We start from the raw sequence: 16,107 nt of genomic DNA, 5'->3' as shown, positions 1-16,107 counted from the left end.
ATGAGCGGACTCGTCAAGGCCACGCTCCAGCGCATCTGGAGCACCGAAACGGACACCGAGACCGAGGGCGACCCGGTCGAGGTGCAATTCAACCCTGCCTCCCTCCGGCTGGCCCTCAGCAACACCGTGGAGGGCGGCCAGTCCAAAGGCCGCCAGGCCCGCCAGTTCATCGGCAGCAGCTCCACGAACCTGTCCTTCGATCTCGTCTTCGACACCGCCGACGAGGGCACCCCCGATGGCCGTCCGCGCTCCGTGCGCGAGAAGACGGCATTGGTGGAGCAGTTCGTCGTCCCCGAGGTCAAGGGTAACGACAAGCAGGCTCCGCCCAAGGTCCGGTTCCAGTGGAACGACCTGATCATCGACGGGATCATCAGCAGCCTCACCATCGATCTGGACTTCTTCGCCTCGGACGGCACGCCGCTCCGCGCGAAGATGGGCGTCTCCATCCAGGAGCAGGACGCGAAGTACCAGTTCCTCCAACGAGGAGCTGGGGCCAACCGCGACAACCACCCCACGGACAAGAGCGCGCTCGCGCTCGCCGGGGAGAGCCTGGCCGACTTCGCCACGCGCATGGGGCTGGATCCCGCCGCCTGGCGCGGACTGTCCGCCTCGGTGGAGGGCACACTCTCCCTCGAAGCCGGCGTGGAGATCGACTTCAACAGCAACCTCTCGGCGAGCGCGGGCCTCGGTGCCAGCATCGGCGTGGAGGCGGGAGTCTCTGCCTCGCTGGAGGCCTCCTTCGGGCTGGAGGGCAACGCCAGCACGCGAGACACCACCTCGTCCGGTCTCGCGCTCGCGGCCTCGGGCGGCGTAGGCGCGGCCATTGAGACGGTGCAGAGCCTCAAGGCGGATACAGCAGCCGACGCCGCGCGGAAGTCCTTCGGCGTTCCCTCCGCATCGACAGCGTCCTCGACGACCGCGACACGGACCCCTTCTGCCCTGACGACCACGAGCCCCGTGGCACGGCCCTCGATGCCAGAGCAGTCGCGGACACCGCTCTCTCTCAGTGGCGTGCCTTCGCTCACCCAGCAGGCCCAGGCTCCGTCGCGCCCGGCACCGCCTCAGGCGGATCCTCGCGCCACGAGCTTCGGGCTCGGCGTGCCACTGCGTCCCCGCGTGACCGGCGCCGTGGACCAGCGTGCGGGAGCTGTCTCCGGCCACGTTCCCTTGCGCCCTGCCCAAGCATCCAACCAGGTCCCCGAGACCCGCGATCCCGCCGCGCCGCCGTGGACCCAGCTCCCCGCCGGGGACAAGGTCCGCGCCGCCGCCCAGGCCCGTCAGGCCCAGCGCAGCCCGAGCCGCAAGTGCGGCTGCCGGGGCGCGTGCTCGCATGGGGGAGGTCCGTCATGGCGGTGAGCGTGGAGAACCTCACGTCCGAGGTCGTGCCCGAGCACGGGCCCGGCCAGCAACCCTCCGGAGCCGAGCCGTCCACGCCGTGGCAGGAGGTGGAGCGTCTGCGGGCCGCCATCGCGCGCCTCGCCGAGGATCGACTGCGGACCCACGCCGAGGGGTTCGATGACTAGGCTCTTCGCCTCGGCAGCGCCCGTCTTCAAGGTAGATGGCGAGACTCGTGGAGAGCTCGCCCGAGACGTGCTGCGCCTGGAGATCGACGAGAACACCGAGGGGCTGAAGACGCTCAGCCTGCGGCTGCTGGCCCAGGGTCCGCGCAATGACTCCCGGGAAGAGGGCCTGCTGTACCTCGAGGGCTCCCGGATCGACTTCGGCCAGTCGCTCGAGGTGTCCATCGGCCGCACGGGAGATGACCGCACCGTCTTCAAGGGCACCATCAGCGCCCTGGAGGCCAGCTTCCAGGAGGGCTCCGAACCCGAGGTGGTGGTCTTCGCCGAGGACAAGCTGATGCAGCTGCGGATGACGCGCCGGTGCCGCACCTATAAGGATGTCACGGACGCGGACATCGCCCAGGCGATCGCCTCCGAGCACGGCCTCAGTGCGCAGATGGAGGCCCCAGGCCCCACGTACGACGTCGTCCAACAGTGGAACCAGAGTGACCTGGCCTTCCTCCGGGATCGCGCTCGCCTCATCCAGGCGGAGCTGTGGGTCCAGGACGATGCGCTGCACTTCAAGACGCGAGGCAATCGGCGCGCGTCCGAGCTCACCCTGGTCCAGGGCAACGAGCTCATCGAGGCCCGGCTGCGCGCGGACCTGGCCCACCAGCGCACCAGCGTGGCGGTGAGCGGGTTCGACGCCTTCCAGCGAGATGCCATCCACCAGGAGGCAGGCACGGACGTCCTCGCGGAGGAGGTATCCGAGGGGCGCACGGGAGCCTCCATCCTCCAGAGCGCCTTGGGCGAGCGGGCCTCGCACCGCGTCCGGAACGTGCCCCTGGCCAGCGGCGAGGCGGATGCCTGGGCTCGCGCCGAGCTGCTCCGCCGGGGGCGACGCTTCGTCACCGTGACGGGCATCACCAGCGGCAGCCCGAGCATGGAGGTGGGCAGCCGGCTCACGCTGGAGCGAGTCGGCCGTCCGTTCAACGGCGCCGGCTACTACGTCACCCGAGTCCGCCACACCTATGACTTGACCCATGGCCACCGCACCCACTTCGACGCGGAGCGCCCAACCGTGAGCGAGAACACCTGATGAACGACACCTACGCTGATGGCGGTGGGCCTCGCTACTTCGGCCTCTACCCTGCCCTGGTCACCAGCATCATGGATGAGAAGAGCCTCGGCCGCATCGAGGTGAAGTTCCCCTTCCTGGGAGACCCGGGCAAGGACGTGCGCGCGTGGGCCACGCTGCTCACGCCCTACGCGGGCGACAACCAGGGCTTCGAGGTGCTGCCCGAGGTGGGCACGCAGGTGGTGGTCGGCTTCGAGGCCGGGGATCTGCGCCGGCCCTACATCGTCGGCGCGTGCTGGAACGGTCAGCAGGCCCTTCCCTCCGCTCCCGAGGAGGCCAACAACAAGCGCCTGATCAAGACGCGCTCCGGCAGCACGCTCGAGTTCGATGACACCCAGGCCGCCTCCAAGGTGACGCTGTCGCTGGCCAGCGGCCACAAGCTGGTGCTCGATGATGGCGGCAAGCGGGTGACGCTCTCGCATTCGAACCAGAGCTCGATCACCTTCGAGCAGAACGGAGACATCGTCATCTCGGCCAATGCGCGGCTCGTCATCACCGCGAGCTCGGTGATGGTGCAGGCGCCGTCCACGACGCATACGGGCAGCGTCACCTGCACCGCCCTCACCGCCACCTCCGTCACCTCGCCGCTCTACTCCCCGGGTGCGGGCAATGTCTGGTGAGCCATGACGACCGCCCATCCCTGGAAGCTCGTCGCCCCCTGGTACCGCTGGCAGCGCCAGATCACCGAGGGTGTGGCCAAGAATCCCCGAGAGACGCGGCCCGCGTTCCAGAAGTTCGACCGCCCTGACTTCGTGGAGGGCTTCATCAAGGACCCGCAGCACTCGCTGCGGTTCAAGGAGGAAGTGGACCGCATCTTCAACGTCCAGTTGGTGGCCGCGCCGATCTTCAACGGTGGCTTCTTCGACAAGAAGGCCACCAGCTTCTACGCGCCGAAGCTCAACCCGAAGGACGATCCCAAACCCATGAGGGCGAACCTCGTCCCCACGGGCACCCGGAAGATCTACCTGGAGACGCACCGGCGCTACTACCTGGTGGTCTGCGAGCTGCACTGCGACATGCCCGGCTTCCCCACCGCCTCTTCCAGCGAGGTCTGCCAGGCTGGCTTCGTGGTGCGGCGGCGGGTCCTGCAGGTGCCGGACTCCGCGCGCAAGCCGGCGCTGGAGCTGCTGCGGCAGATCGTCGCGCTGGAGGCGCAGGTGGCGGAGCTGGACGAGACAGCGCCCCTCAAGCCTCGCGCCGCCCAGAAACGCCACGAGAAGATCGAGAAGATGAAGGCCGACGGGACGTTCGGCCCCAAGAGGGCGGAGTACCTCCAGCAGATCGCCACGAAGCGCCAGGAACTGCAGCAGTGGAAGGATGACAACGGCGTCGTCACGCTCCACGAGGGTTGGGTGCCCAGCCCCTTCGACAAGATTGGCCAGTGGCAGCTCGTCGAAGAGACGCCGCAGGATCTGCTCGAGATCACGTTCCCGCTCTACCCCCTCTTCGCGGATCCCACGGTCCCCCAGCATGATGCGAAGGGGAAGACGCTGTACTTCGGCGTGATCCCCACGAGCACCTTCGAGACCGATCCTCGCGGCGAGGCACGCTTCGATGAGCGGACGCACTACGAGATCCGCTGCTTCGTGCGCCGCCACGAGCCTCAGTGTCCGCGGCGCGTGGACTCACCGGACTGCTGTGGAGAGCTGGTCTGGAGCGCGCCCACCGAGGCCTACCGGCTGGCCTCCCAGAGCGATCTGCAGGGCACCAGCAACCGGCCCATCACTATCCAGATGCCGGATCTGGGCGAGCTGGCAGCCCAGGCCTCCCACCTGCCGTTCGGTTCGTTCTCGCCGATGCGGTTCGTCCAACCCCAGTCGCTCAAGCCCACCATCGCGGACAACGCGCTCAAGGGCGGAGCCATGGGCGCTCAGGCCGTCTGCTTCTTTGCCATCCCGCTCATCACCATCGTCGCCCTCTTCGTCCTCAACCTCTTCCTGCCCATCATCGTCTTCCTGTTCGGGCTGTGGTTCCTGCTCGTCCTCAAGTTCTGCATCCCCCCCAGCTTCCAGATCGACGCTGCGCTGGATGCGCAGCTCACCGCCATCCCCCCGAGCGTCGACCTCGATGTCGACCTGTCGGTCAGCGTCACATCCCAGATCAACGAGGATCTGAGGATCGAGCTGTCGGACGGCATCTCGGACTCCGTGGGGCTGGAGGCCGGGAAGGTGAAGGACGACCTCGACAAGTACACCAACACGCCACTGGCCGAGCTGCACAAGAGCATGGCCGCTGGCGTGAAGGCCACGGACCCGGCCACCAACGGAGGCAAGCCCTTCGGTCCGGATCTGCTGGCCCAACTCGAATTCGAGCCGCGCGTCACCACGGAGGTGAAGGTGTCATGAGCTCGCTGCGCTTCCTTGGAAAGGGCTGGGGCTTCCCGGTGAAGCCGGGAGCGGATGGAGCGCTCCCCCTGGCGGAGGGCCCGGAGAAGGTGGCCGAGTCCATCCGCATCATCCTCGATACCGAGCCCGGCGAGCGCATCATGCGCCCCAGCTTTGGCTGCGGGCTGCGCCGCTACCTCATGCGCCCCAACTCGAGCGCCACCCGCGCGCTCATCCGCCACGACGTGGAGTCGGCGCTCACCAGCTTCGAGCCTCGCATCCAGCTCACCGAGGTGCGCGTGGATCCCGGAGACGACCCGGCGATGGTCCTCATCCGGATCGCCTACGTCCACGTGCGAGACGGCCGGCCCGGCAACCTCGTCTACCCCTTCTACCTGCAGTAGCGCGCCATGCCCCTGCCAACGCCCATCCTCGACGACCGCTCCTATCAGCAGCTGCGCGACGAGCTCGTGCGGCGCATCCCCGTCTACTCGCGCGAGTGGACCGACCACAACCCGAGCGACCCGGGCATCACCCTGCTGGAGCTGTTCGCCTTCCTCGGCGAGAACCTGCTCTTCCGCTTCAATCAGATTCCCGAGGCCACCCAGCTCGCCTTCCTGCGGCTGCTGCGCATTCCCCTGCGCACCGCCACGTCGGCCCAGTCCATGGTGGCCGTCACCACGACCGAGCCCGCGGGCAGCCTCGTCCCCGTGGGCAGCGCGGCCCTGGCGAGCTCCATCCCCTTCGAGACCACGAGCGAGGTGCTGGCCCTGCCGCTCTCCACGCTCGCCGTCTGCAAGTCCCGGACGGCTCCGCCGCAGCCGGGAGATGAGGCCGACTTCGCCCAGGCCGCGCTGGACGTGATGGAGATCTCGGAGGACGAGGCGGACTACTACCGCAACGAGTCCGTTCCGCTCGATCCCTCCAAGCCGGGCGCGCAGCCGGTGGACTTCCAGCGCGCGGTGGACGGGATGATCTGGGTCGCGGTGCTGGAGCAGACCGGGGTGACGGATCTGACGAAGCTCGCGGGCCGCACGCTGAACCTGGGCTTCGTCCCAGATGAGCAGATCACCAGCCTGGATGATGTGGACAGCCCGTCTCCCGGCGAGGGCTCGCAGGAGCAGAGCCCGGAGGTGATCTGGGAGTACTCCACCGGCCTCATCGACGCGGAGACGAAGCAACCCATCTATCGGACGCTGGCGGTGGAGGGAGACACCTCGCGCGGCCTCACTCAGCAGGGCGTGGTGAGGCTCAAGCTGCCGAAGGATGTCACGCAGCTCGGCGCGTTCACCCCCGAGGATCCGGACATGCTGGGCGCCGGCCAGTTCCCTCCCGCGCTGGAGGACGAGGAGCTCGCCCAGAAGGTGAAGTTCTGGATCCGGGCGTGGAGGCGAGTGAGCAGTGATCGCCCCTTTGGCCGTGTCCTGTGGGTCGGCGCCAACGCCACCGAGGTGGTGCAGGCGCGCAAGGCTCGTCCCGAGTTCGTCGGCACGGGCAACGGGCAGCCGGACCAGCAATTCCCCCTGGTGCACAAGCCGGTGCTGGAGGGCAGTCTAGTGCTGGAGGTGGAGGAGCCGGGTGGCTGGCGGCCCTGGACGGCCGTGGAGGACTTCCACGCCAGCGCGGAGGACGACCGGCACTACGTGGTCGATCTGGAGGCGGGCACGGTCCGCTTCGGCAATGGAGTAAAGGGCCGTGCTCCACAAATCGGAGAGCGCGTACGCGCCACGGAGTACCGCTACGGCGGCGGCGCCGAGGGCAACGTCCCGGCCAAGGCGATCTCCAAGCTGGAGGCGCTGCCTTCGCTCAAGCTCTCCAATCCCCTGCCCGCCCGTGGAGGTGCTCCCGCGGAGTCGATCTCCGAGGCGCTCGAGCGCGTCCCCGCTGAGTTCCGCCGTCACGATCGCGCCGTCACCCGGAGCGACTTCCAGGAGCTGGCGCTGGCCACTCCGGGAGCCAACGTGGGCCGTGCCGAGTGCCTGTCCCTGTTCCACCCGCCCACCCGTGAGTTGAGAGCCGCAGGCGTCGTGAGCGTGGTGGTGTGGCCACGAGAGGATCGGCAGCACCCGAACGCGCCCATGCCGGATCGCACGCTGTTGCGCTCGGTGTGCCGCTGGCTGGATGCGCGGCGCCTCATCACCACCGAGCTGTGGGTGATTCCGCCGACGTACCGCAAGGTGGCTGTGGCCGTGGGGCTCCAGGTGAAGGCCGGCTATGGCATCGAGGCGGTGAGCCGCTGGGTGGAATTGGTGCTCCGGCAGTACCTCGCGCCGCTGCCGCCCTATGGCCCTGAGGGCAATGGGTGGCCGCTGGGCCGGCGGGTGCTCGGGCGCGAGCTGGAGGCCGCCGCGCTCCAGGTGGAGGGAGTGCAGTACCTCACCGATGACGTGAAGGTGGCCGGCTGGGACGACACCCAGAAGAAGTGGGTGGCCGGAACCGTGGACCTGAAGCCCTGGGAGGTGCCGGAGCTGGCGGAGATCACCGTCGTGGAGGGCGATCCCCTCGAACCCGGTGAAGCGCTCGGTCCGCCGCCCTCGCCCAAGGTGGGCGTGCCCATCCCCATCATCAAGGAGGAGTGCTGACCGTGGCTCCCACCCGGCCATTCGCGCTGGTGCGCACCCGGGACCAGTGGCTCCGGTCGGCTCACGAGGACACGTACCTCGATCCGATCTCGGATGCCCTGGAGCTGGATTGGAACTCCCCTGCGCACTCGGACACGGACGCTCCCGCGCCGCCGCTCGGCGCGGGCCTCGCATTCGATCAGGAATGCCGCCTCTACCACTCCCGCCCCGAGCAGGGCGGTGTGGAGCGGGTGATGTGGGCCGCGCGCCAGAACACGGGCGAAGTGCCCGCCCCCATGGAGCTGTTCCCCACTTCCGAGCCCGCGACAGCGAGCCAGGGAGATTTCGCCCCGGCAGGCCCTTCGGCGAAGGCGCTCGCGACACCTCGCGGGCTCGCTGTGGACGTGGATGACCGCCTCTTCATCGCGGAGTCCGGCGCCAACCGCATCCTGGTGTTCGAACTCTGGAGCCGGCGGCTGCTGCGCAAGGTGGTGCTCGGCTCTCCGAACGCTGGCGGACCTCGTCCCCTGGATCTCGCCGCTTCCGGTACCACCGTCTATGCGGTCCTCGCGGCGCCTGCAGGGCTGATCCGGCTGGCGGCTCGGAAGGACCCTGTCTCCATTCCTCTGCCCCAAGGAGTAACGGCACCCTCGCGCATCGCCGTGTCGCCCTCGGGCGAACTCTTCCTGCTCGATCGCGCGGCGGTGGCGGAGGCCCGGGTGGTCCCGCTCGCCCATCCCGAGGATGCCTTCCCGGTGCCGTTCGCCACGGATGTGGAGTGCGAAGCGGACGGCGTGGTCGTGGTGGCTCGGAGGCCGGGTGCGGACTTCCGGCGCTTCCGCGTGGCCCCTGGCGCGGTGGAGGAACTGCCTCCCTACAAAGCGCGCGGTTACGACGGGCTGGGCATCGTCCGCACGCCGGGTGACAAACCGCTGATCGGCTTCTGGACCGCGCAGGGGTTCCGCCACGCGGTTCCCGCCCGGGTCGTCTACGCCCGCCGTGGGCGTGTCACCTCGTTCCGGTTGGACAGCGGCGAGTTCCAGACCGTCTGGGGCCGGCTCTTCATCGATGCCTGCATTCCCGAGGGCACCGAGATCCGCGCGCACTTCATCACGCAGGACGAGCCCACCGACGAGCCCACCCTTCCGTGGACCCTGCCGGAGAAGCTGCTCAAGGAGGTCGTTCCGAGACCGGACCTCTCTCCACCGCTGCCGCCGCTATCGCTCGTCCCCACCGTGGAGCAGGTGGACCAGCTGCTGCACCGTCGCGAGAGCGGCCGCGAGCTGCCCTGGGCCCAGCAACCACCCGAGGATCACTTCGTCACGTACGAGGCTCCCATCCAAGCCCCGGCCGGGCGCTACCTGTGGGTGACACTGGAGCTGTCGGGCAACACTCGGCAGACGCCTCGCGTGCGAGGCCTGCGCGCCGAGCACCCGTCACACGACTACCTGCGCCGCCTGCCCAAGACGTTCTCGCGCGACGCCGAGGCAGCCGACTTCCTCCGCCGGTACCTCACTCCGCTGGAGGGCTTCCTCGGAGACCTGGAAGCCCGCGCCGCCGAGCGCCATGCGCTCCTCAACCCACGCGCCACTCCGGACGAACTCCTCCCGTGGCTGTCGAGCTTCGTCGGCCTGGTACTCGACGAGCGCTGGTCCTCCGAGGTGCGCCGGGCGCTGATCGGCGAAGTCATCTGGCTCTTCCGCTACCGTGGCACGCTGCGCGGACTGGAGCGGTTCATCGAGCTCTGCCTGGGCGTGAAGCCGATCCTCATCGAGCACTTCAGGCTGCGAGGGCTCGGAGGGGCTGTACTGGGAGACGCGGGTCCGACGTTCTCCAGCTCGGTGCTCGGCGGAGGCTTCCGCGTGGGCGGACAGGTCGGCGAGCCGGGAGAAGCGCCCCTTCAGGGCACCACGGCGGACGCGTTCAAGACCCACGCCCACCGGTTCAGCGTCCTGGTGCCTGCGGCGCTCTCCACGGAGCAGCACGCGATGCTGGAGCACCTGCTGGAGGTCCACCGCCCCGCGCATACGATCTTCGACATCTGCACCGTGGACGCGGGGATGAGGGTGGGACGAGGGCTCCACCTCGGCCTGTCCTCGATCGTGGGCAGGACGGGGGGCTTCAGCCCGCTCCAGGTGGGCGGCACCGCGATCCTGGGACGTGACTCCATCATCGGAAGGCCCTCGGAGGGGCTGACCTTGGACGGCAGCCGGCTGGGCGCCAACAGCCGGGTGAGATGAGCCATGGAGACCCTCCGCATCCACCAGTTCACGACGCGCTACCGGCTCCCGGCCTCGGCCCAGGACGAGCGGGCCCGCCTGGACCGCGTGCTCCAGCAGGCCCTCGACGAGGTGCTGGAGGCGGCCCTGGAGCGCGCCGGAATCCCCACGCACGAGGAGATCTGCATTCGAGAACTCCACGTGCCGGTGCGGCTGCGGATGGACGGTGCGGACTCCTCGCTGGCGGTGGCCTGGAGTCTGGCGATTGTGGAGGCCCTCCAGGCGACCCTGGCACAAGGAGGGTCAGGGGTCGTGCACTACGGCTCGCGCCACCACGCGTTGGTGGATGTGGCTCACAGCGCCGCGAGAGGCGAGCTGTCGCGAGCGTGGGCGTGGAAGCAACTCGGGATGTGGAGCCTCGCGGGCGGCGGTGTGTCCGAGGTGGAGGCCGTGCGAGAGGCGAACCGCGCGCTCCTGGCCGAGCCTCGCGCCATCGTCCCTGTGCTCGCGGAGCTGGCTCGGGATGGAGTACTGCTCCGGTTCATCGAGCTGGCACGCTCCGAGGGCACCACAGCCCTTGCTCGCGCCGCCCTCACCCACTCCGCCGCGCCCGCTGCGCTCGCTGTCCCCGCTCCCTCCGAAGAAGTGCCCCGTTCGACCTCCTCCTCTCTGGAGCCTCAGCGGGCGCGCATCCTCGGAGCATCGAAGATCGCGCGTGCGCTCCTCAGTGGCTCGAAGGCAAGCCAGGTACTCGTTGGCGAAGCCCGATCCCTGCGCGCGCTGACGGTCTTCTCGGTGCTGGAGGCGGAGCCCACTGCCTTCAGACAGGGGCCTCGGTCCAGCTCCCATCTGTTGCTCGAAGTGGAGCAGGGGCTGCGCATCGCCATGGCCAAGGTCTCCGCCGAGGCGCGCGAACCCTCGCGTGATGCCTCCGCGCCAAGCAGGGAGTCCGGCCGCGCCTCCCCCGCTCCGAAGCCAGAGCCTGCTTCGAGTGCCTCCTCGCGCCGACAGGAACCTGACGCCCCGGCCCAGAAGCGAGAGCTGACGTCTGATGCCCCCGCCATGGAGCAGGAGCCCTCGCCGGACTCTTCATTCCTCGAGGTCCGACGCCAAGGACACACCCGCGCCGCGGGGCTGCTCTTCCTGCTGCACATCGTGGATGAGCTGGGCCTGCCGGACGTACTCCTCTCCAGCGAGTTCGCCGCGAGCCGCGGTCCGCGCTGGATGCTGCATCAGCTCGCACTCACCCTTCAGCCCCTGGAGCCGTGCGATCCCGCCGCGCTGGCCTTCGCCGGTCTGGCTCCCGACGCCGCACCTCCCAATGAAGGAGAGCCCCCGCCCACCGACACCGAGCGAGACTTCCTGGCGGACTGCGCGACGCGCATCGTGGAGCGCACTCGGGAGCGCCTGGGCCAGCCGGAAGAACCTCGCGAGAAGCTGCTGCTCTTCGTCTGCCGGCGCCGCGGCGAGGTGGTGATGGATCCCGGCTGGATCGAGATCCGCATGGAGCTGGACGAGGTCTCCACCGAGCTGCGCAGGGCCGGCCTGGATCTCAACCCGGACTGGCTGCCGTGGCTCGGAGCCGTGGTGAGGTTCACCTATGCGTGAGCCCAGCCTGAACATCGAGAGCCGGTTCCCAGGAGGGATTCCGCCCGGCACGCGGCTCGCGCGAGAGACGGGCATCTTCGCCGGCCGGCTGGCGCAGCTCCTCGGAGGAGCCCTCCCCTCCGAGAACCCGCTGAGCCGCCAGAGGGAACTCCTGGAGCAGATCTTCCGCACCACCGCGGGAGAGCGTCCCCTGGCCGATTGGGAGGGCAGCACACTCGATCGCATGGAGGATCCGCCCCATCCGCTGGATCGGCTCGCGATCGCCCTGCGTCTGGCCCCCGTGGAGGTGGATCTGCTGGTGCTCGCGGGAGTGCCCGAGCAGCACGAGGGGCTCTGCGCCGTACTGCGCTCACTGCACCCTCGCTCCGAGCCATGGATGAGCGTGGGGCTCGCCGCGCAACTGCTCTGCCGCTCCAACGCGGAGCGGCTGCTACTGCGCGAAGTGCTGGAGACCGGCGCGATGGTCCGCGCGGGAGTGCTGCGACTGACCGGGGATGCACCCTTCTTCGAGCGAAGCCTCGTGCCCGCGGAGTCACTCTGGGCCGCCTTGCACGAACATGACGTGTGGCCCACGGGCATCCTCCCCCGGGAGGCCCCGGCCACGGTGAGCGGGCTGGAGGGCTGGCTCGCGACACCGAACGCCCGGCTCGCTATCCGAACACTCCAGACGGGCGAGCCCCGCACCGTGCTGGTGGCCGCCGACTCCGAGGACGTGGCTCTCCCGCGCGCAGCGGCCCTGACTGCCGCCGCCTCGGTCCCCTCGGCCAACCTGGCTGCCGCGGGCCCATGGACGCCAGAGCTCGTGCGGTTGGCCTGCCTCCACTCCCTGGCTCGCGGCGTGACGCCGGTACTCCGCCTCTCGTCTCCCGAGGGCTCCAGCACCGTCGAGGTGCCCTCCTTCGATGGCTTCCCCGGGCCGGTGGTCATCGCCGGGCGAGAGGGAGCCACCGCCATCCGAGGCCTGCGGCCCGCGCAGACCCTCTATGTGGATCGCCCCTCCCCGACCGCCCGCGCACAGGCCTGGGGTGAGCTGCTGCCAGAGCTGGCCTCGGTGTCCCACGTGCTCGCCACGCGTTACAGCCTGGAGCCCGCGACGGTGCGAGAGGTTGCCCAGGACGTCCGAAGCGCGGCCCAACTGGAGGGCAGTGCACCGGGCCTCGCCCATGTGGCCGCGAGCGTGCGAACCCGCACAGGGCTCTCGCTCACCCCCAGCGTGAAGCTGATCCAGCCCACGGCTCAGTGGGAGAACCTCGTGCTCTCACCGGACCGGCTCTCCCAGTTGCGCGAGGCGGTGGATCGGCTCGGCCACCAGCAGAAGGTGCTGGACGAGTGGAGGCTGCTCGCGGGGCGTCCCGGCGCGCGGGGAGTCCGTGTGCTGTTCGCGGGTCCGCCCGGCACGGGCAAGACGCTCTCGGCCGAGGTGCTGGCCAGCGCGCTGGGCGTGGATCTGCTGCTGGTGGACATCTCGCGGTTGGTGTCCAAGTGGATCGGCGAGACAGAGAAGAACCTCTCTGCCGTCTTCGACGCCGCCGAGCACACCCAGGCCGTCCTCCTCTTCGACGAGGCGGATGGCTTGTTCGGCCGGCGTTCCGAAGTGTCCGACGCGCACGATCGGTACGCCAACCTGGAGACGGCCTACCTGCTCTCGCGCCTGGAGCGCTTCGAGGGGCTGGCCATCCTCTCGACGAACCTGCGCAACAACATCGATCCAGCCTTCATCCGGCGGCTGGAGTTCGTCGTGGACTTCGACGAGCCCACGCACGAGGAGCGCCTGGCGCTGTGGCGCTGTCACCTTCCCTCTCAAGTCCCGCTCGCCACGGAGGTCGACCTGGCGGAGCTGGCTGCCCTCTACCCCATCTCCGGAGGACTCATCCGCAACGCCGCCGTCGCCGCCGCGTTCCTCGCGGCCGCCCAAGCCACTCCCATCACCCGTCATCACCTCGTCCGCGCCGTGTGGCGCGAGTACGCCAAATCCGGCCGAGCCTTCCCCGGCATCCCTGCCGGGGTGGCCGAGCCCTAGAGGAGCCCCATGCCTACCTCACTTCTTGATGCCGCCACTCAAGAGCGCGACCTGTACAAGACCGCGCGGGACAATGCTCGGAGCAGCCTGGGCACCGCACAGGCCGCTCTGGCCGCCGCGCGCACCCAGCTGAGCGCGGCCCTCGCGCTACTCCAGAATCTGGAAGAGCAGATCGCCGCGGGCCGGGCGAAGCTCGCGGTGACGACGGTGCCCTCGGAGGCCGCCGTGCTGCTGGGGCAGATTGCCGCCCTGAGCGTCCAGCACCGTCAGCAACAGGCCGAAGTGCTCGATGCTCGCGCCACGCAGGGAGCGGCCCAGGCCAAGGTGGCCAGCACCCAGTCGACGCTGGAGCTGGCCTCCGCCCGGTTGAGCAGTGCCGAGGCGAAGCTCCAGAAGGCCACCCAGGAGGATAGCCGGCGCCTGGCCTTGAAGACCGCGGTAGGCCAGGCCCCGCTCGTGGATCTGCGCACCGCCGCAACCAACGTGCTGACGGGAGTGGGGAGCACGCTCTACGCGGATGCCCAGAGCAAGTTCGCGTCGAGCGTCATCCCCACCAAGCTCTGGGATCTCGCGGCCCAGCGCTACACACTGTGGGCTGATCGCCTGAAGCAGGCGCGCAAGGCGGTGGACGAAGCCGAGGCACAGGCCGCTACCCTGCGCGACACCAACGGCGGACTGCCGGGCAAGGCCGAGAAGCAGGGGGTGAGCTTCCGCCTGGCCGAGCGCCGCCTCACCGAGTACGCCCTCACCGCCAACGACCGCTACACGCGCGCCGTCACGCTGCTCCAGAAGATCGCCCAACCCACCAACTCGGTGCTCACCGCCGCGGAGATCACGGACGTACAGGACGATCTCACCGATCGGAACGCCGCCGCGGATCTGGAGAAGGCGCTGAACACCGCCCAGAGCACGGTGGATACGCGGCAGGCGGCGTACGACGACGCGGTGCTCGCCGCCTACGCGAAGGATCCCAACGACACCGACGTGAGCGACGACGCCGGCGTACAGGCCGCGAAGGTCCCGCTGGACTCCGCGAAGAGCACGCGAGACACCGCCGCGGGCAAGCTCGGGACCGCGGAGAAGGCGACGCTGCTCGACTGGGCGTCCGTGGTCCCGGACGCCGCGTGGCGCCAGATCCTGGCCTTCCTGGAGGCCACCACGCTGCTCACGGAGATCAAGGACACGCCCAACACCCTGGTGGCCGACCTGACCACCGCCGAGACCACCTACGCCACCGCGCTCATCGCGGCGGCGAAGGATGCCTACTCCCTGGCCTTCCTCGAGAACGCCATCGCCACGCGGAAGGCGATGCTCGAGACCCTCCAGGCCGACCAGCCCACCCGCCTGCTGAGCGCCATCCGCGGCGACGGAATCTGAGGAGCCTCCCATGCCCCAAGTCCTCACCCAGGCCAGCACCTCCACCACCGCGCAGCAGGCGGATGTGCAGCTCCCGATCAATCCCTTCACTGCGCTCCAGGTCCACTTCGGCATGCTGCTCGGGGTCGACGATCTCGAGACGCTCGAGGGTTACCCTCGCGGCAAGCTCCGCCTCCACAACGCCTGGCTCCATGGAGCGGGAGTGGTGTGGGGGCTCGGAATTGATATCCAGGAGGAGCGCGGCGAGCTCCAGGTGAATCCGGGTCTGGCGCTCGACGCGAGTGGCCATGAGCTGCACCTGGACACCCCGAGCTGCGTCAACCTGGGCGCCTGGTACGCGGCCCACAAGGACGATCCGGGCTTCGTTCCCGAGATCACCGACACGGGCGTGAAGTTCGATGCCCACGTCGTCATCCGCTTCAAGGCCTGCCTGACGCGGCCCGTGCCCTCCATCTCCGAGCCGTGCGAGGGCGCCACCCAGAACGTGGCGTTCTCGCGTGCCCAGGAGACGGTGGAGCTCTTCCTGCGCCCCAACCTCGCGCCTCCGCGCGCAGTGCCATACCACCGGCTCCGGCTGCTCTTCGGCCTGGATGACCCGCGGCAGGACGACGGTACCCCCGTGCAGGAGGACCTCGACATCATCGCGGAGCGGGACTCGATCCGCGCGCTCCCACCCGATGAGCAGCCGAAGCAATTGCTCGCAGCCTTCCGCCGGTATGCGGCGCTCGACAGCGCCGAGCTGCAGCCCGCATCCGGCCCAGAGGGCGCGAGCACGCTGTTCCCCGCGCTGGACCCGAACGAGCTCGTGCTCGCCGACGTGAAGGGCATCCTGCTGAACGAGACTTCCACCGGCTGGGTGCTGGCCACCCCGCTGCCGGTGATCGACTCGCAGGTGCGCCCCTCGCATGTGGCGACCTCGACGATCCAGGAACTGCTGTGCGCCGGGCTCCGGGGTGCGCCAGCGGATGCCGGAGGCCCGAGGGTGATTGCCTCCTCGGTGACCCTCGCGGAGAAGACGCTCACCTTCACCACCACGAAGCCCGTCGAGCGGCTCAGCCTCACGGACGAAACAATCTTCTTGAGCTACTTCTCCCCGGAGACGGGCTGGGCGGAGCTCAAACTCGCGGTTCCCCCCGAGAGCCTGGGTGAAGGCGGAACGGCCGTCTCCCTCGAGCTGGATGGGGCACCGCCAGCGGGAGCGCTCGTCCGGCTCGTGGTGCGAGGGACGGGCCCGCAGACCGTGCTGGGCGTGGGCCCGAGCTACCTGCCGCTGGCTGGGGGCGAGAGTGGACCGCCCGGTACGGCCTCGCAAGGCCACGACTTCAGCCATCAATTCACCCTCACGCAGGCGAGGAGCTGAT

At 69.3% G+C, this 16,107-nt stretch carries 12 protein-coding genes; all 12 read left to right on the top strand.

Going from position 1 to position 16,107, the window contains the following annotated elements; all coding sequences use genetic code 11:
* From KY501_RS02640 to KY501_RS02585, 12 genes are read left to right on the top strand one after another with little or no spacing between them, the layout of a single operon-like run.
* On the top strand, positions 1 to 1,356 hold the full coding sequence (locus tag KY501_RS02640; RefSeq protein ID WP_224360835.1) for a CIS tube protein: 1,356 nt from the start codon (positions 1 to 3) through the stop codon (positions 1,354 to 1,356).
* On the top strand, positions 1,347 to 1,523 hold the full coding sequence (locus tag KY501_RS02635) for a hypothetical protein (RefSeq protein WP_224360834.1): 177 nt from the start codon (positions 1,347 to 1,349) through the stop codon (positions 1,521 to 1,523). The genes KY501_RS02640 and KY501_RS02635 overlap by 10 nt, the downstream gene beginning before the upstream one ends.
* Positions 1,516 to 2,598, top strand: coding sequence for a phage late control D family protein (locus KY501_RS02630; protein ID WP_224360833.1), 1,083 nt, complete (start codon positions 1,516 to 1,518; stop codon positions 2,596 to 2,598). Before KY501_RS02635 ends, KY501_RS02630 begins: the two co-directional genes overlap by 8 nt.
* Entirely contained in the window at positions 2,598 to 3,257 is a 660-nt protein-coding gene (locus KY501_RS02625; RefSeq protein WP_224360832.1) for a phage baseplate assembly protein V, read from the top strand. Before KY501_RS02630 ends, KY501_RS02625 begins: the two co-directional genes overlap by 1 nt.
* A gap of 3 nt (positions 3,258 to 3,260) precedes the next feature.
* Positions 3,261 to 4,982: a hypothetical protein gene (locus KY501_RS02620; protein WP_224360831.1), complete on the top strand. Its 1,722-nt coding sequence runs from the start codon at positions 3,261 to 3,263 to the stop codon at positions 4,980 to 4,982.
* Complete coding sequence (locus KY501_RS02615; protein WP_224360830.1) at positions 4,979 to 5,365, top strand: GPW/gp25 family protein; 387 nt, start codon at positions 4,979 to 4,981, stop codon at positions 5,363 to 5,365. The genes KY501_RS02620 and KY501_RS02615 overlap by 4 nt, the downstream gene beginning before the upstream one ends.
* Before the next feature lie 6 nt (positions 5,366 to 5,371).
* Positions 5,372 to 7,543: a putative baseplate assembly protein gene (locus KY501_RS02610; RefSeq protein WP_224360828.1), complete on the top strand. Its 2,172-nt coding sequence runs from the start codon at positions 5,372 to 5,374 to the stop codon at positions 7,541 to 7,543.
* A 2-nt stretch (positions 7,544 to 7,545) separates the two neighbouring features.
* Entirely contained in the window at positions 7,546 to 9,762 is a 2,217-nt protein-coding gene (locus KY501_RS02605) for a phage tail protein (RefSeq protein ID WP_224360827.1), read from the top strand.
* Between the two features lie 3 nt (positions 9,763 to 9,765).
* A complete protein-coding gene (locus tag KY501_RS02600) occupies positions 9,766 to 11,349 on the top strand; it encodes a DEAD/DEAH box helicase family protein (protein ID WP_224360826.1) in 1,584 nt (527 codons plus the stop codon).
* Entirely contained in the window at positions 11,342 to 13,369 is a 2,028-nt protein-coding gene (locus KY501_RS02595; protein WP_224360824.1) for an ATP-binding protein, read from the top strand. Before KY501_RS02600 ends, KY501_RS02595 begins: the two co-directional genes overlap by 8 nt.
* Before the next feature lie 9 nt (positions 13,370 to 13,378).
* Positions 13,379 to 14,746 (top strand): hypothetical protein, encoded by a 1,368-nt coding sequence (locus tag KY501_RS02590; RefSeq protein WP_224360823.1) that lies wholly within the window; start codon positions 13,379 to 13,381, stop codon positions 14,744 to 14,746.
* Positions 14,747 to 14,756: 10 nt separating this feature from the next.
* Positions 14,757 to 16,106 (top strand): hypothetical protein, encoded by a 1,350-nt coding sequence (locus tag KY501_RS02585; RefSeq protein ID WP_224360822.1) that lies wholly within the window; start codon positions 14,757 to 14,759, stop codon positions 16,104 to 16,106.
* Position 16,107: the final 1 nt, after the last annotated feature.

This window comes from Hyalangium versicolor (assembly GCF_020103695.1).
Taxonomy (GTDB): Bacteria; Myxococcota; Myxococcia; order Myxococcales; family Myxococcaceae; genus Hyalangium; species Hyalangium versicolor.
Note: the sequence above shows the minus strand (reverse complement) of the source record. Positions and strands in the feature narration are given on the sequence as shown.